Origin of the sequence: Microbulbifer sp. CAU 1566, assembly GCF_023156515.1 — a bacterium.
Classification (GTDB): Bacteria; Pseudomonadota; Gammaproteobacteria; order Pseudomonadales; family Cellvibrionaceae; genus Microbulbifer.
In genome coordinates this window covers 651,955-668,863 of sequence record NZ_JALNMG010000002.1, presented here as the reverse complement: position 1 = coordinate 668,863, position 16,909 = coordinate 651,955, and the positions used below count along the sequence as shown (strand labels likewise).

General features: G+C 51.0%; 15 protein-coding genes and 1 tRNA gene. 13 read left to right on the top strand and 3 right to left on the bottom strand.

All coding sequences use genetic code 11. The features are described from left to right. The first annotated feature begins 76 nt into the window (after nucleotides 1–76). The 3 genes from M0G74_RS08030 to M0G74_RS08020 all read left to right on the top strand — a co-directional run bounded on the left by M0G74_RS08030 (nucleotide 77) and on the right by M0G74_RS08020 (nucleotide 2,358). Nucleotides 77–352, top strand: coding sequence for a hypothetical protein (locus M0G74_RS08030; protein ID WP_248216025.1), 276 nt, complete (start codon nucleotides 77–79; stop codon nucleotides 350–352). 326 nt (nucleotides 353–678) lie between these two features. Then, nucleotides 679–1,092 carry a hypothetical protein gene (locus tag M0G74_RS08025; RefSeq protein ID WP_248216022.1) on the top strand — a complete coding sequence of 138 codons (414 nt, stop codon included), beginning with the start codon at nucleotides 679–681 and terminating at the stop codon, nucleotides 1,090–1,092. Between the two features lie 57 nt (nucleotides 1,093–1,149). Continuing rightward, on the top strand, nucleotides 1,150–2,358 hold the full coding sequence (locus tag M0G74_RS08020) for a tail fiber domain-containing protein (RefSeq protein WP_248216020.1): 1,209 nt from the start codon (nucleotides 1,150–1,152) through the stop codon (nucleotides 2,356–2,358). 90 nt (nucleotides 2,359–2,448) lie between these two features. Here M0G74_RS08020 and M0G74_RS08015 read toward each other — a convergent pair whose 3' ends face one another. After that, on the bottom strand, nucleotides 2,449–3,843 hold the full coding sequence (locus M0G74_RS08015; protein WP_248216018.1) for an adenylate/guanylate cyclase domain-containing protein: 1,395 nt from the start codon (nucleotides 3,841–3,843) through the stop codon (nucleotides 2,449–2,451). Between the two features lie 347 nt (nucleotides 3,844–4,190). Here M0G74_RS08015 and M0G74_RS08010 point away from each other — a divergent pair, with 347 nt between their 5' ends. From M0G74_RS08010 to M0G74_RS08000, 3 genes are all read left to right on the top strand, one after another. Beyond that, entirely contained in the window at nucleotides 4,191–4,751 is a 561-nt protein-coding gene (locus M0G74_RS08010; protein ID WP_248216016.1) for a nitroreductase family protein, read from the top strand. A gap of 120 nt (nucleotides 4,752–4,871) precedes the next feature. Then, a tRNA-Ser gene (locus M0G74_RS08005) sits at nucleotides 4,872–4,959 on the top strand. Nucleotides 4,960–5,070: 111 nt separating this feature from the next. Then, the gene (locus tag M0G74_RS08000; RefSeq protein WP_248216014.1) at nucleotides 5,071–6,777 is read left to right on the top strand and encodes a site-specific integrase; all 1,707 of its coding nucleotides are present in this window, start codon (nucleotides 5,071–5,073) and stop codon (nucleotides 6,775–6,777) included. A 563-nt stretch (nucleotides 6,778–7,340) separates the two neighbouring features. On the opposite strand, the gene M0G74_RS07995 is transcribed toward M0G74_RS08000, so the two are convergent. Beyond that, the gene (locus M0G74_RS07995; protein ID WP_248216013.1) at nucleotides 7,341–7,772 is read right to left on the bottom strand and encodes a hypothetical protein; all 432 of its coding nucleotides are present in this window, start codon (nucleotides 7,770–7,772) and stop codon (nucleotides 7,341–7,343) included. Between the two features lie 184 nt (nucleotides 7,773–7,956). Here M0G74_RS07995 and M0G74_RS07990 point away from each other — a divergent pair, with 184 nt between their 5' ends. The 7 genes from M0G74_RS07990 to M0G74_RS07960 all read left to right on the top strand — a co-directional run bounded on the left by M0G74_RS07990 (nucleotide 7,957) and on the right by M0G74_RS07960 (nucleotide 14,949). Beyond that, the gene (locus M0G74_RS07990) at nucleotides 7,957–8,211 is read left to right on the top strand and encodes a hypothetical protein (RefSeq protein ID WP_248216012.1); all 255 of its coding nucleotides are present in this window, start codon (nucleotides 7,957–7,959) and stop codon (nucleotides 8,209–8,211) included. An 87-nt stretch (nucleotides 8,212–8,298) separates the two neighbouring features. Next, entirely contained in the window at nucleotides 8,299–8,673 is a 375-nt protein-coding gene (locus M0G74_RS07985) for a hypothetical protein (protein WP_248216006.1), read from the top strand. Between the two features lie 1,329 nt (nucleotides 8,674–10,002). Next, a complete protein-coding gene (locus tag M0G74_RS07980) occupies nucleotides 10,003–10,662 on the top strand; it encodes a recombinase family protein (protein WP_248216004.1) in 660 nt (219 codons plus the stop codon). 189 nt (nucleotides 10,663–10,851) lie between these two features. Continuing rightward, entirely contained in the window at nucleotides 10,852–12,207 is a 1,356-nt protein-coding gene (locus M0G74_RS07975) for a hypothetical protein (protein WP_248216003.1), read from the top strand. A 167-nt stretch (nucleotides 12,208–12,374) separates the two neighbouring features. Then, entirely contained in the window at nucleotides 12,375–13,016 is a 642-nt protein-coding gene (locus M0G74_RS07970) for a hypothetical protein (RefSeq protein ID WP_248216002.1), read from the top strand. Nucleotides 13,017–13,424: 408 nt separating this feature from the next. Continuing rightward, nucleotides 13,425–14,180, top strand: a complete 756-nt coding sequence (locus tag M0G74_RS07965; RefSeq protein WP_248215999.1) for a hypothetical protein — start codon at nucleotides 13,425–13,427, stop codon at nucleotides 14,178–14,180. 34 nt (nucleotides 14,181–14,214) lie between these two features. Next, a complete protein-coding gene (locus tag M0G74_RS07960) occupies nucleotides 14,215–14,949 on the top strand; it encodes a hypothetical protein (RefSeq protein WP_248215998.1) in 735 nt (244 codons plus the stop codon). Nucleotides 14,950–15,557: 608 nt separating this feature from the next. On the opposite strand, the gene M0G74_RS07955 is transcribed toward M0G74_RS07960, so the two are convergent. Next, the gene (locus M0G74_RS07955; RefSeq protein WP_248215996.1) at nucleotides 15,558–16,535 is read right to left on the bottom strand and encodes an N-acetylmuramoyl-L-alanine amidase; all 978 of its coding nucleotides are present in this window, start codon (nucleotides 16,533–16,535) and stop codon (nucleotides 15,558–15,560) included. Between the last annotated feature and the right edge of the window lie 374 nt (nucleotides 16,536–16,909).

Here is a 16,909-nt window from a genome sequence, read left to right as displayed (position 1 = left end):
CTTTTTATTCAGCCAATGGTGTGGGCCCGGATAGGCCAGAATGGATCCACATTCCCGAATTCATAAGAGGCAAGAAATGCGTTCAAGCTACAAGCGCACAGCAGTCGCACTGTTTACCTTTTTCGCTCTGGCAGTACTTGCCGGTTGCGGTGGCGGTGGTGGTAACAATTCCGTCGATGACGGCACCGGAGATAATGGCACCGAGGAGCCGACGCCAACACCAGAGCCGGTAGTCAAGACTTTTACAGTAGGGCTAAGTAGTGTCCAGGTTGTGCAAATAAGTACGGGTGATGAACTAACGATAGACACCGAATCGATAAACGGTGGTGATCTGGAATACACCGTACCTTAGTGCAGCACATGGCGATACCACAGCTCGTCCGGACGAGCTGTGGAAATTCAGTTTGAGGCGATGAATCGCCGGTAGTTCAGATTCTAGAAATCCTCAAATTTCTTCCACATTCCTTAATTAAATTACTCGAGTAGTGAAATACACAGTCGAGGGGGTTTCTATGTCCTGAATAAAGGTGATTGGGTTGTGCGCTGTTGGAAGCAGGTCACCTTTTTATCAGTATTTCAATATTTCACACGAACAGTCACGACATCATTCATCGAAAGTAGCTGAGTGGTGTGAATAAAATAATTTTTTAGAAGTCGTTTGCATAAGGAGAAAAAACTATGCATGAAAAATGGAAGGCGATTGGCTTTGCCGTCCTGGTGTTCGCCCATGTCGGGTTGGTCGCACAGGAGGATCTGGAATCCTCGGCATCGGTTGTGCAAAAAACACAGGTGACGCTTGACGGTAGCGTGATTTATATCAATTCCGCCGGCGACGTGTTTGAAATCCATGGGCCGGGAGGGTTTTCCTACACATCGGACAATCCGTACTTTGATTTTGAAGGTGATATTCCAGATGGAGTCTACAGCTTCCAAGTCTACAGTAAGGCCGGTGTACAAAGTGTCGTGGTGCCAGAGGCGCGGAATACAGAGAACGGCCGCCAGCCAGACTCAGTGCCTGGCCAGGTATTACAAAAAGTGGTTAGTGGCACTTTTCAAGTCACTGACAACCATATTTCTACTGTTAATCAATAATCAAAAAAATTTTATTCAATAGCTAACTATCATCAGCTAACTATCAAGAGTACTGTAATGAAAATTAAAACGAATGTAAGTCGTCTCTGCCTGGCGATTGCACTGGCTTCAACCGCTTCTGCTGCAAATGCGACCAAGGTTTTTTCTGAAGATGTACATGTTCAGGGAAGTGAATGTGTGGGTGGGGATTGTGCTGCTGCCGACGCTTTTGGCTTCGATACTTTTCGCCTGAAAGAAAATAACCTTCGTATTCATTTCGATGATACCAGCGGATCCGCTAATTTCCCCAAAAATGACTGGCGCATCGTTGTCAATGACACCAATACCGGCGGTGACAGTCATTTTACGATTGAAGACTCGACGGCAGGCAAGACACCGTTCAGGATCGAGGCCGGGGCGAAATCTAATACGCTCGTGGTCGACAGTGCCGGCATGGTGGGTTTCGGTACCGACTCTCCAGAAGTGAGCATGCACGCGGTGTCTGGTGATAGCCCTTCGATTCGCCTGGAGCAGGATGGGTCCTCTGGATGGTCTGCCCAGCGCTGGGATATTGTCGGCAATGAGGCCAACTTCTTTCTCCGCGATGCAACTACCGGTAGCAAGCTGCCATTCCGGGTAAAGCCGTACTCGCCTACCGATTCCCTCTACATCCAGCCGAACTATGTCTATTTCGGCAACAAGGTGTATATCAAGGAAAACACCGATCAGTACGAGCCGCGCATGGAAGTTGAAAATACCAATGCGGTAAATTACACCGCAATGCGTCTTACCACACCGCTGGACAGTATTGACCTTGCCAGTAGCGCCAATGAATTTCAGGTGAATTTTGCCAATACCGGTATCAGTGATGTGTCGGAAATGTCGCTGGACAAAACCGGAACACTAACGATTCAGGGAAACCTGGTAGCGAATGGTATAACCTACACCTCCAGCCGTGCGGCGAAAGCGAATTTTGCCAATGTGAATGCCGATGAAATCCTCGCGAAAGTGGACCAGTTGGATGTACTGTCCTGGAACTACAACCGCGATCCTGAATCCATCCGTCACATCGGCCCCATGGCGGAAGACTTCCACAAGCAGTTTGGCCTGAACGGCGACAAGGATGGGGTGATTTCTGCCTCTGATGTCAACGGTGTTGCACTGGCCGCGATCAAGGCGCTGAAGAGCCGCAGTGATTCACTGGAGCAGGAGCTGGACCAGAAAGACCAGGAAATTGAAGGGCTGCGTCGTGCGGTAGATGAGCTACGCGCTGCGATCGCTCGTTGATATTCTCTGCTGATGAATGTTGAAGCGACCGACCCGCTGGGTCGGATCGCTTTCCGGTTTATTGAATCTAACCGGGCAGGGCAGGCAGTCTTAAATGATGACTTTACTCTTCAAGCGCGCTTCCGCCTTGCGCAGCGCCTGCAGTACCTTGTCTTTGTCGTAATTACGGATCTTGTCCAAATCCAGGTGCATGGCAAAGCCCGGGGCATGCTCTTCCAGGTAACTCTGCTGGCCGCCGAGGTTTTTGCGCAGGTCAGTGACCGAGTAAACCTTCACCGGTGTACTGAAACCTTTCACGCTGACGTGGCCTTTGTCTCGGCACATGACTGTCTGTTTGATCATGGCCCAGGTTTCATGGCTGATCAGAACCTCGCCCGGTTCTGCGGCACTTTCCAGGCGCGCGGCCAGGTTTACATGGGTGCCCATCACGGTGTAGGTCTGGTGATCCGCAGTGCCGAAAACCCCGACGGTGCAGTATCCGGTATTGATGCCCATGCGGATCTGCAGCGGGTGAGAGATCCCCTGGTCGTACCATTCCTGCATCATTTCCCGCACCCGTTTGCGCATGGCCAGGGCCATGGCCACACAGCGCAGGGCATCGGATTTGGGGCCTTTGCTCACATCATCCCCGAACACCACCATCACCGCATCACCAATAAATTTGTCAATGGTGCCGCCGTAGTGGGCAACGATACGTGACATTTCGGTGAGGTAGTTGTTCAGCAGGCGGGTAAGGGTTTCCGCCTCCATCTCTTCGGTCAGCTGACTGAAGTCTTTGATATCGGAAAAGAACACCGTGAGCAGTTTGCGCTCGGTAACGATCTCTTTTTCCCGGCCGGTAGTGACCGCGCGCCACAGGCGCTTGGGCAGGTAACGTGAGAGCTTGTAACTGGCCAGGTTGGCAATGCGCTGTTCCTGCTGCAACTGTGCGTTGTCGGACTTGAGTTTTGCCAGCTGGTTGTGGGTGTAAACCGCGTAGGCACAGAAGTAGGTGAAAACGCCGATCAGGCTGGCAGCGCTGATATTGAGGTCGGCATTTACCACCAGTGCCGGGCGGTGGAGCAGGTAGCCGATGCCAACCCCTAGCAGCATCGCGGTGTTGTGTTCGAACCAGCAGCGACCGCCCCCCTGGGTGAGGGCATTGAACTGCACCATGGTCAGGAACAGCAGGCTGGGCAAAATACTGAAGTTGGCCATGGCCATGGACATGCCGATCAGCAGGGCGTCGGTAAACGAAAGCCAGCGGCGTATCTGCCCGGCATTGTCTGAGTCACCGCGGCGGGAGATCTGGTAGGCAATCGGGATGTAGGCCAGTAGCAGAATCGCCATGCCCAACTGGAGCAGGGTGTCCTGAGTAAACAGGGCGGACCACTGAATACTGTTCAGCAGCGTGCCAGAGGCTGCAAAACAGATCAGGGCGCGAAAATAGAGCGGATAGCGAGAGTCTGTCTGGCGGCCGCTGGATTCTTCAGGCTGATTCTGCATGAACGCTGGATCTTATCGGTATCGGTTCGTGTATGCCCACTAACTAGGGGCACATTGGTCAGCTTGGGCGCTTGTTGTTTAATTCTTGCCCCAATCTGTGCCGATTGACCCAAGCCTGCGAACTGTTTCTGCATAAACGAGGCTTGTGTCACGGACAGGCGCAAAGTTTACCCTCAAGAACTGTTTAAAGCGACGACTAAAGAGGACGAAGTTCTAAAATTGAACAATCGTCCATCTGAGGATCTCGCGATTTAGAGGTGTTGATTAGGGTAGAATCGCCGGCTTCCTTCCCACCGGTCGAGAATCATCGGCTCAGTGGTGGCGAATAACAGAATCAGGAGTCAAAAATGGACGCGCTGGACGCATTGCATAACCGGGTATCAACAGGTGTTCTGACCGAGCCGGCCCCCAACTCCCTGCAGCGCCAGAATATTTTCCGCGCCGCCCTGCGCGCCGCCGACCACGGCAATCTGCGTCCCTGGCGTTTTCTAGTGATAGAAGGGGAAGCGCGGAACCGTCTGGGGGAAATCTATCTCAAGGCCAGCGAGGCCGAGGCCCCTCTGGCGGATGCTCAGCGCGAGCGAACCCTGGCCATGCCACTGCGCGCACCGCTGTTACTGGTTGCCATCACCCGGCTGCAAGAGCACCCCAAAGTCCCGTTTGAAGAGCAGCGGATGTCCACCGCTGGTGCCGTCCAGGCCATGCTGACCGCCGCCTTTGCCCAGGGCGTTGGTGCCTACTGGCGCACCGGGGTTCTGGCGGAAAACCGCACGGTCGCCCAGTCACTGGGCCTGGCAGACAACGAAGAAATCAGCGGTTTCATCTATATGGGTACTCCGCAAAAGGCGCCGCGACCGGCACCTGACCTGAAGGTGGAAGATTTTTTCGCGAACTGGCGCGGCGAATAAAACACCAGCACAGGCCTGTGGCGGGAAAATTTTCGAAATAGACTTGCACCCGCCGCCGGCATTCTGTAAAGTTCGCGCTCGCTGATCGGGGCGCTATGTTACTGATTAGCAAGACAATTTGGTGAGGTGTCCGAGTGGCCGAAGGAGCACGCCTGGAAAGTGTGTATGTCGAAAGGCATCGAGGGTTCGAATCCCTCCCTCACCGCCATCTTCTCTGAAGCCCTTTATCTATAAGGGTTTCGACTCTGGCGGGTAACCCGCAACAATCAAATTGCTTCACATTGAGCCTGAAAATTGCTTCACATACGAGGCAATGGCCGTGTCGCGCTATATTATTCTCAGCATGTTTCAGAAGAGCAACGGTTACTGGTATATCCGTGAGCGTGTTCCTGTCGATGTACAAGACGTCATCGGCAAGAAGTACTTCGAGCGATCTCTAAAGACTAAGAATAAGGCTGAGGCTGCGGCTCGTGCGGCTGCTGTTCGTGCCGAGTTAGATAAATTGGTCACTGAGGCCAAGCTGAAACTCGCGCCCAAGCGCAACGACTCTCTCAAGCTCAAGCCTGTCGATCACTTCACGTTGGCCGAGATGTGTATTCGGTATCAGGTGGAGCTGATGGAAGAGGCTGACAACATTGTCGACTACATCAATTACCTTCATCGACTAACACCAGACTTCAAGGCTAGTAAGAAGGCGGCTGATGGCCTGTTGTTGGACTTCTTCCACGCTCGAAGCATTGCGATATCCCCTAAGAGCAAAGCATTCGACGGCGTCAGCAAGGCGTTGTTAAATAAATGGGGCATGCTCACAGATGCGCTGATCTTTCGTGGTGGCGACCAATGGGGCCGTGCCGTTGGCACAACGCTAACTGAGTCAAACCTGACAGAAGCTGGCCGCGCTCTCGTCGATAACTCCATATCGATCAGCGCACTGTACCAAGAGTACAAGGCCACAGAGCTTGTCCAGGCGACTCCTAGTCAGAAGCCAGCGCTGTTGAAGCGATTTAGAGACATCGATCAGGTAATTCGCTGGTTCGTCGGTCATGTCGGCGGTGACATACCTGTTCAGCAGGTCACTAAGCAGCAAGCCTCTACATTTGTTAACAGGCTCATTCTCCGGCCCGTTACCAAGCGCAGAGACATTAAGGCGCTCTCCCTCGAAGATCAGATTGCATGGGCGGAAAAGAACGACGAAAAGCGAGTGGCATCGAACACGGTCAAGAAGGATGTTCGGTTGTTCCAGTCATTGTTCTCCGTGGCCGTCGACCATCACTACATCGAAGAGAACCCATTCACGGGTTCATTGAAGCGGGTAGCTCGTAAGGCTGCGAAGTCGTCACCCAAGAAGACTGGCTACTCTGATGCTGACCTTAAGAGAGTCTTTAGTTCTAATCTTTTCCTGTATAGGTTCGAGCCAGTACGCAAGATCGACACCGATTATGGGTTATCGCTGTTCTGGGTTCCTCTTATCTGCTACTACACCGGGGCACGGCTGAATGAAGTCGCGCAGCTTCACTTGTCCGATGTAAAGCAGGAGGAAGGTATTTGGTGTATCGACATTAACCCGAATGCTGACGACAAGCGCACTAAGAACGGTGAGCCTCGCCTTGTGCCTATCCATCAGCACCTGATTGACCTCGGCTTCCTTGACTATGTGGAAGAGGGGAGGCGGCAGCACAAGAAGCGCAAGACTGACACCAACCATCGAGTATTCCCGATGCTGCGGCCAAATACTGACGGCACCTTGTCAGCAGGTCTCAGCAGAATGCTTGGCGCTCAGTTCAAGGCGCTTGGGATAGCTGAAGGCATTCAACCCGTTCATGCATTCCGTCATACCTTCAAGACAGCGTGTCGCCGCCTCAATGTGGCTGAAGATATTCATGATTCGATCACAGGCCATCAGGGGTCCTCTGTTGGGCGTGGTTATGGTGGAATCGGTATCGACACGGCCAATAATGTCATTCAGCAGATTGACCGCGTACAAATTCCTGTAAGCCACTACAGCGAGCTGAAAATCAAACAGTGAGCTGGGTGCTCTACTTGTAAATACACGACAAACTATCTGAGGGGCGTTGAGTTTTCCCAGATTGGAGCGTGTTCTATGATCAGCTTCGCGAGTGTGACACTACGGTTCGCAGCTTTTACAGCCATCAACAGCGGCGTTTGGGTACCTTGATTACAGAGCTGACAAAGAGTTGCCCAGAGGGACTATCAAGGGTGAGCGTTTCGCATCGACCAAGATATGCAGCGACAGTTGCCGGATTGCTAATGGCGCTCTAAAAGATAGTCTGTTCCGTGATCAGGAAGTGGTAGACCGGGAATGCCGATTGGAGGGCTTCTGCCTAGATTAGTAACCTGAAGTAGTGTGGGGTGTCTGGAGCGATGACAAGGGGCGGAAGGTCATTCACGGCTTCAGGAAGTTCCTAGCCACGGCATTGTAAGAGAGGGGCGTTCCCATCTCCACGGCCAAGCAGATAGTTGGATGTGAAGACGGATTGCTGACTTGCGGGTCTGTATTCGGATGGCCTGAAGATCGAACAGTTAGCCGCTGAGATGTAGGGGATTGAGGAAACGCCGACAATGACCGGGTTACTGCTGTAGTTCAGTTCGTAGGCTAGTGCTTAGATTCGCCATTGTTTCAGAGTATTCCGTGGTTAGGTTCGTCGGTATTTCTGAGCCGCTCTGAACCAGGTTGAAAATCTTTGAGTAAACCTTGGCGAAGGCCGAGGCTCTTTCTTTCGTAGTCGGGTTCCCGATGAGTGTAATAATGGCAATGCCGTGTCCCACTTTATCAAAGGCTGCGAAGTCTATCGTGCCCTGATGCATTGCCATGCTCGACTTTATCGCTGAGTGCATGAAGTCCGAATATTTCTCCAGACGATGCACATGAAAGCGTGTTGTGTCTTCTCTATTTCGTTTTTGCCTCTGAATGAGATAAGTAGTCACTGAGCCAATAATGAGAGTGAATACCGGCAGTAAGTTCTTAAGAATCTCCGCCCAATCTAAAGTGACGATGTACATAGTTTTTTCTAGTTATTGCGTAGAGCCGACATGGTAATACTCGAAGCTCGCACCGAGAACCCCAAGTCAACAACTTGCACAAGTGACTTAGTCTCGCTGGTGAATTTTTAATCACATTAAACTTCGTGTAGATTTGCGCGCCACTCGACGCAGAGTGACCTACAACACTACAAGGGGTTTAACTATGACTATTTCCATTCCTTCCCAGTTCCTGTCCGACACTGACTTGATGCTTCTCCATGAAGCGCTGTCTCTGCCTGAAGACCTACATTCAGAAGACCACAGAAGGGCCATACAGAAGGACGCAAACGAACCCGATGCCCTCGGGCTGCTGGCGGCGGCGAAGAGCCTCAGTGAAGGGCTTGCTGTCCCTGAGTGGCTGAGTATAAGCACTGAGCGACTGCTTGAAGATTACCACTCGATCACATCCGCCAACTAAACCCATAGACCAACACTGCCTGACCAGTGGCCGCCTTTGTGTGGCTGCGATGTTTGCCTGTATCCGCAATTTGATTGAGAACTACCAATGACCAACGAAGCTAGCCTAACAAACACCTGCACCGCTTACGACGCTGAAGCTGAAGCTGAGTGGTACAAGGAACACTGTCCGCTGACTAAGTTCTGTGATCTACGTGACTCCCTGAAAGCCACAGTTGTGTACCGAGATGCCCTAAAGAAAGGCGCTGAGGCTGCGCTAGACAACTATTGTGAGTGCTGGGATACGCCAGAGCGGCCAGAAACGTTTCTGCCATTTGTTAAAAGCCTCCCTTGTGAAGCATTGAATGTTGTCACTGAGTTCGCTGAGTCTCTTGGCGAGAGTCTTGATGACTTCCTGACGGACTACGCCCGTGGCGCACATGAATCGTGGATGGAGTACCTTGCCTCTGAAGAGGCCGCATAGAGCAGCTAACTTTTTTCCAGCCCTGCGCCGCTATCACAACTAACCGCACATCAAAGTCGAAGAGTTCGACCGTGCATTGTTTGTGTTGAGTTGTTCCGCTTAACCGGCGGCGCGGGGTTTGAGCTTGGAGCTTTTTCTGTTGCAGTCCTTGCCATACGACGAGTAGGCATAGAGACCGGCGCAAGGAGGCGCTGTTGAGAGTCAGTAACTTCCCAACGAGTAATCACCATGAAGCAATGCACTAAATGCAGAGAGCGCAAACCGCTGACTGAATTTCACAGTAATGGCGGTGGTCGTTATAGATGCACATGTAAAGCCTGTGAAAAAGCCCGAGGCAAGGCAAGACGCAAGCCACGCCTAAAGTACAAGGAGCTACCGGAAGAGCCGTGGCGGCTGCCTAAACAGTGCCGCAATGCTCGGAATGACGCCACCAAACATTCACTGTACTTGACCTGGAGATCAATAATAAGTCGATGTACGAATGCGGGAGATGCCAGTTACCACAACTACGGTGGTCGCGGTATTACAGTCTGTAAAGAATGGCATCATGACTTTTGGGTGTTTCGCCGTGACATGGGCGATAAGCCAAGCCCTGAGTATTCCATAGATCGGGTCGACAACGATAAGGGCTATAGTCCCGACAACTGCCGGTGGGCTACTGCTAAAGAACAAGCCAACAACACGAGAGCCAATCGCCTGCTATCACTGTTCGATGAAACCAAGACCGCTACTCAATGGGCTGATTCTGCTGGACTTTCGTTGTCAGTGCTCTCCTCACGGCTAGAGCGTATGCCACTGGATTGCGCTCTTTGTCTGCCTTTAGGTGCTCATTACAGCGAACCGCTAAATGGAACACATGAGGTCGATGGTATTTTGTATGACTCGGAGACCGGCGAGACCTTATCTTATGATGGAGAATGGCTGGTATGTACCGTATGCGGCGTAGAGAAAACTTGCTTTGAGTTCAGGAGCAGCAAATTCTGGGAGGGCGGGAAGTTGCCTTGGTGTAAGTCTTGCTCCCGGAAAGAGGTAGCGTAACCCGGCTCAAAATCGTTACGTATTTCTGTGGCCAAATTGACCGACTAACTTTTACCCATTTCCCCCGTACCCCCATCGACTGACCGTGGCAACTACCTGACCGTTTGGAGACTTTGGGTTGTGGCGATGCTGTAGGGGGCGTACAGGTGATCGTTGGGTGAGTTCTTTTTCTGTCTATTCATTGTCCAGCCAACAGTTGCAACGCCCACTACCAACGTAGTCTATTGTTGCGGTCGTTGATTTGTTGTGATTTGATGCCTCCATTGACCACGACAGAGCAGGGTAGCAACAGTGATTAAGTACGTCGTTTATCTCCGAGTCTCTACCAGCCGCCAGGGCGCCTCTGGTCTCGGCCTAGAAGCTCAACAGCGAGATATTCAAATCTTCCTAGACCAGTACAGCGGTCAGCCTTATGAAGTCCTAGAAACCTTCACTGAGGTAATCACTGGTAAAGACTCCGGCGCTGTGAAGGTGGAGAGAGAGAAGGCGATAGCATTGGCGAAGAAGCATAAGGCTGTCTTGTTGGTCGCTAAGCTAGACAGGCTAAGCCGGGACGTTGAAGACATTGCTGGCATCATTAAACGCTGCAATCTCAAAGTGGCCTGTATGCCTCACGCGGATAACTTCCAGCTCCATCTATATGCGGCACTAGCTGAGCAAGAGCGTCAGTTCATTAGTCAACGTACCAAGCAAGCGCTAGCCGCTGCCAAGGCCCGAGGCGTTAAGCTAGGTGGGATTAGACCAAACACGATTAAGAACAATGACGCAGCTAAAGAGCAGGCTGACAGCCGCGCTGAGAAGCTACGAGGGATCGTTAAGCCGCTAGTAGCTGCCGGTATGACTACCCGAGAGATTGCCGGTGAGCTGAATAAGTGTGGTCTCACTACTACCCGTGGTGGTGAGTTCCAGTCGATGACGGTTAGCAGGTTGATTAAACGATTGGGGCTGTGACTAGATGCTCTACTCGCTAACACCTATGCCTCTACTGGCTGAGGAACTGAACTGTAATTCATAGATGATTATCACAGATAACAATACTCAATTGATGGCTAGGAAGCTCCCAGCTGCTGGCTCAGGGAGTCTCAGAGTTGTCTGTATGTTCATATAGTGCCCGTATAGGATGTCAAGCTTTATTTACCTATGATTTACCTCCCCTTCATGCCACCGAGAATCGACCCTAACCAGAGTTGGGCAAAGGAGCTGCGCCGTGAGTTCGGTCGGTCACTCGGCCCTAACGCTGAGCCAAACTTATTCACGTTCCGACCGAGAACGGATGTAGGGCTATCAAGTGAGATTGTCGAATACCTTTACTCGGAGCTTTACGCGGAGATAGGCAACAAAGGGAAGACGCCGCGCAGGAAAGCGATTCAATGTGCCGTGTTCGCGATGGTCTGTTGCGGCCCGTATGAAAACGTCGGGTTTCTTCAGGCAACATCGGGAGCAACCAAAGCAAAGTACAGGCACCACTGGACAGGAGAGTTCCAAGCCCGTGTATTTGGTGAGGTGCTGAAAAATATTGCTGAGTGTGGCTTTCTAAGGCAGTACAGGGGCACTATTAAAAATGGCCTTACAACTCTATGGATGCTCACAGAAAGCGGTAGAGAGTGGATACAACAAGCTCAGAGCGGTGCTATCGGTGTGCCGTTCTCAGAGGGGAAAAACTTGTTGCTCCTGAAGTCTGACAGAAAGAAACCAATCGAGTTTGAAGATGACGACAACACAGCAATGCTGAAAGCCCAAGTACAGCGAACCAACGAATCAAGAGCCGGTCACTCATGGGTTTATTTACCCGTTGATTTGGAGCAGAGCGGCAAAGAAGGCAACGCTGAGTGGGTCTATGCCGATGTGCAGGTTACATTGCCGTCAGTTGACCTGGAGTGTCATAGAGACTTCAGGGAGAACTTCAATGCTGGCGGTAGGTATTTCTGCAAGACTCAGCAGCTCAGGAAAGTCGAGCGAAGCACTATCACCGTCGATGGTGTCCCCACCGTTGAGCTGGACTACAGCAGCCATCAAACACGTATCCTCTACCACCTTTGCGGGCTTGACGCGCCCAATGACTGCTACGACATACCGGGGCACCCCCGCTCGACGTGGAAGAAAGTCGCCGTGATTGCACTGTACTGCAAGAGCCAGAGGCAGGCGCTGACGACGTTAGTGCATCATTTGGAGGTCGAGAGAACAGAAGCGAAACAGTTAATCAGCGAGTACAGCGGTCACCATAGCGCCATTGCTGACAAGTTCTTCAAAGCCCGGTGGGGTGAGCTGTTCTACGCAGAGAGCCAGTTGACCATGGACATACTGGACGCAGCTTACGAGGCTGATATTCCCCTGCTGCCGGTTCACGACAGCTTTATCACCACGACAAAGCACGCTCACACACTGCGAGAAATCATGGAGAGCTGCTATATGAAGCGCTTTGGCTTCTCGGCAGCCATCGGTGAGAACAACCGCGATGACATAGGTGACTTCTTCGCAGAACTAGAGGGTCAGTAATGGAACCGATAAAGCGCTGTGAGGCCCCAGGCTGTCAGAAGGCACGACTATCAGACTCTAAAGGTGTCCAGCGAAGCCGCTACTGTGAGCGTCACAATACCCACAACAAACGACACGGGCACCCGACAAGGAAGCAGCCCAGCCTGAAGAGCAACGCGAATATCCGTGTGTCTTTCCTTGCTGGCCAACGCTGGGCCAAGCGTAATGATATCTCAAAGCTCGTCGAGTGGTTTACCCATGAGATGCACGGAGCTGGTAGGTACAAGTTCAGCGAGCACCGCCACAAGCGCGATTACAAACCACAGGAGCTCTGGGCTTTCCACCTACAGCATCTCGTCAAATGCTCTGAAACTGCTGCGGGCCTCGCTATCAGACTGGTTGGCTTGAGCTGGGCGTATACCTCCAATCCTAGGAGCTTCTACGGTGAGGACTTCACACGCATCTTCTTTGTGAAGCGATTGCTGGGGCTGAAACCCCTTCCCAGACACAACAAGGACGCGTACAGCGGCGAGACACAGTCGTATGGTCAACTATCACTGTCGTTTGTGCGGTGGCTTGGCCCGCGCCTGGAAGCGGTTGGAGCGCAGGCTATCAGTGGGCACTTCGAGGAGCTTGGCGCTACGGAGCGGCAGAGCTTAAAACAGTCGGTTAGCAACAAGGTGGCCCAGCGATTACTGGCGGTTGATGCAAGTACACGTGCTCGAGCAAGGCATGCGAAAACGGAAGAATCAACGCGAAGGCTGATGTGGGATATGAATACGGGTCAGTATTTCTGGGTATACGACAACGGCAAAGTGGTGCCGAAATAATCAAGCTGAGGATGAAATGATACGCAAGTTTAGGATGGCAGGGAGTGTTACGAGTTGCTTCATGATCAAGTATCCATGGGTAGCAATTCTCTTTTCATTTGTTTGACAGTGGCCGCAGTTGATGAACATGAATGCCGTTTGGAGTGTATAGCGTACCCCCTCGGGGTGAGTCGGAATAAGTAGAGTAGAGGATTGGTCTCAGGGTTTTCTTAGAAAAAATCCCGACGGGGGTGATTTAGCAGGCTCTTTTGCCTCGGATAAAAATTTACTTTTGGGTTAACCAATCACGTATTTTGCATTGCGGGGAAAATTGGATATGATCGGTCACGCTAATGGTGTGATCCAGTTCTCATTGAGGGTGGTTTCAAGTGGGTTGGTTCGCTGAACAGTCAATAATAAAAGGCATTTGTGAAAATGGCGCTGAAAAAATGTACTGAATGTGGCGGCAGTGTAAGCACGAAAGCTAAGATTTGCCCAAACTGTGGAGCTAAGGCCCCAAAGAAGACTTCACTATTTACTTGGTTTGCTCTTTTGGTTGTGGTGGGGTTTGTGTATTCGTCTTTTGATGGGTATACCGATTACAGCGCGGCAAGTGCGGCGAGCTCAGGGAAGCCGAACGTTAATGGGATGGCAGTACCGTCATCTGGTGGCACTAAGGTTGCTGAGCCAAAAAAAGACAAAGTGAGAATATCCCCGCCACTGCCATCTTGGGCCTCCAGCACTTCAAAAGATGAAATGACTGGTGAGCTACAGGCTTATGCGAGTTCTCCAACTATTGGCCCCAAAAAGCAGATGACCTTTCCCTATCAAGGGGTGAATGCATGGCTTGGTGTCGGTTGCGACATTGATAGTGAGTGGGCTTATATTGGATTTAGCGGTGCTCCGAATCTATCCGACACACAAACTGAAGACGGTTATAACTTGATTCGCACTAGGTTGAAGTGGGATGACGAGGTCGAGGAAGCTGTGTTTACGCAGAAGTGGGGGGCGAAATTTCTGCATTTTCGAAATGATACCGATGTGTTGAAAAAAATGGCTGCTGCAAATAAAGCACTCCTAGAGTTGCAGTGGCATGGGCAGCAGCCCGTATATTTTGAATTTACACTGCGTGGGGCGGGTAAAGCTATTGGCGAAATACGTAGCCAGTGTAAAGTATCGGTTTAGTAGCAAATTGTAGGAATTGTGAGCTGGAAGAGGGATGAAGGACGAAAAAATTTTTGAATTATATGAAAAATTATATTTTCATGAAGTTGAGGCTAGGGAAAAGATAGCAGCTAGATTGCAAATACCTTTGGCAATTATTCTTTCAATTACAAGTGTCTATGCTTTTCTTGCTAAGGGTATTTCTTTCGATAATGATAGTTTGTGGAACTATTTTTTCGGTGGGGTGTTAATTGTCAGTGTGATTCTTTTCTTTAAAAGTGTGTCCTATTTCTCAAGGGCATTTTACGGTCATACTTATGAGTTTATCCCGTCTGCGGTGACGACAGAGGATTATCGGAAAAAGCTGTATGAGACCTATGGTTCCCGTGAGGATTGTGATCAGTTGGTTGAAAAGTATTTCAATAAATATTTATTTGACTACTACTGTGAATGCTCATCTGCTAATACGTCGGTGAATGATCAAAGGTCGTATTTTCTGCACAAGTGCAACACATATTTAATAGTTAATGCTATTCCACTTTCGGTAGCGTTTTTAGTTTTTACCTTGTCAGGTATTGATAAGAATACTGTGGACAAAGAGTATAAGGTAAAAGTTACTGCTCCTATAAACTTCAAGAATGGAAGTGAGCCGCTAAAAATTGATGGTAGGCTTGAAAGTAGGACTTTAGAAATTGATTTTTCAGATGATTTGAAAGGGATTATTAATGAGCGAAAAGCCAAAAGCACCTACACCAACACCTCCGCCCCGGCCTCCGAAGAGGCTCATTAGAGAGGACGTTAAACCGAGTAAACCAAGGCCACCGAAAGGGTAAGGAGGGCAAAGTGTCTACAGGAAAACCTAGTTCACCACCACCACCGCCACCGCCCCCTCCAGTTAGGTGGGTTAAAGATAGTGCAGGCGGCAAGGGCAAAGACAAAGACAAAGACAAGGGGTAGCGACGAAAAGTATGTGGCGTATGAGACTGGGCGTCATTAGCTCAAGTTGGCGAGCTGGATTGCTTCACATTTTGGCGCTAAAATGCTTCACGTTCACCAATTACAGCAATTTTTCATCACTGTAAGTTGTTGATTTTTAAGGGGTTGATGGGTGTGGCGTAAAAATCATTTCCATCGAGGGTTCGAATCCCTCCCTCACCGCCATATAACGAAAAAGCCCGGCTTCCAGCCGGGCTTTTTCGTTATACGACGCCGAGATCGGGTGAGAACTCTCCGGTTCGATCAACTCGCGGCAGCGAATTGAGACCGAGGCGCAGCCGAGCCCGCAGGGTCAAAGCACGCCTTAGCGTGTTTTGAGTCCATCCCTCCCTCTGAGTTGCAGCTCATTTCGGATCACAACGATCCAAGGTATTGCCTAGCCATCTCAAACCCAAAACAAACTCACTCACTCGACACCAATCCTTCCCCACCCTCGACAAAATACCCACTCAACTTCTGCGGAAAATACTTCTCCAGCAGCGCCAGTAAAATCGCCCGCGTCTGATTGTCCACCTCACCATCCGCTTTCCACGGCCGGAAATGGTATTGGAAGGCCCGCGTATAAAGACTGATTTCCTCGTCGCTGGCCGTTTCCGGGTCTATCCCGTAACCGTAATCCGCAAGCCATAGCGCAAAGCGCCGGCGGATACTTTCCGGATCGCTGCTGGTATTCCCGTTCAGAAGTGCCAGGTGGCGCTGCACTGCTTCTTCTTCATACCAGGCGCCAACGCCGGCCTCGGCCAATTTCTGCCAGGGAAATTTCGGGCCGGGGTCAATTTTGAAGTGGGGAATGATATCGCCGTGCCCGACGATGCGCGTTGGCGTGATATCGGGGTAGCGGGTGAGGATGTCCCTTGCCAGCGCAATCACAAGATCGATCTGCTTTGGGTCGAATTCCGGGAAAAAACAAATTGCGTCTGGCTCGGCACCGGGGGAGGACTCCGGTGGCGGCTGGCAATTGCTCTTGTTCACTATCTCAATGCCGATGGAGTGGTCGTTCAATTGACTGCGGTCTTCCCACTGGCTTCTGCCGGCGTGCCATGCCCGACGATGTTCATCGACTAATTGAAATACGCGCAACTCGTCGTAGGGGTAGCTGGAGTCGTTCGTTTCCGGCACCAGATAGTGGGCGCTGACCGGGGAGCTGCTGGGTTGGGTCAGCACCTGTAGGGAGGTTTCGAAATCGATAGCCGTGAAGTGCAGCACCAGGAAGCGCACGCGTTCGCTCGCATTTTGCGATGGCACGACTTCGAGCTGGTAGGGCCGTTCTTTGTAATTTTTGTGGTAATTGGCGCCATCGTTCATGGCGCAGCCGGTAATGCCAGCTAGCGCTAGCGCCAGGATTGTGGTGCAGGTTGCCAGGCGGAGAGGGTGTGACATTGCCGGCCTCATGGTCGATGGGTTCCAGGGTGTGACGGTTACCTCCCGAATTTTACAAATAATTTATTCCAGATCTATAGGTGTGCTTGAATTTTTTGGTGGGGCGAAAAGAGTGGTGAAGGGAGGCTAGCGGTACCAACGCACCTGTCATTAATCCCTTTAATGTCTATTGAATTTATTTTCCCTGAATTTTTTATTGATTACGTATCGCATAGATCGAATTTTTCTTGCAGAATCGAGTTGGAATATCTTATTCGTTGTCGGGTGTTGATTGGGTATATTTTATTGGTCTGCCCGGCAGGCCGAGTATCTTGCAGAAAAATAACAGTACCAAGTAGCGCTGATAGAGGAACGGCAGTTTTATCTGAAGTTAC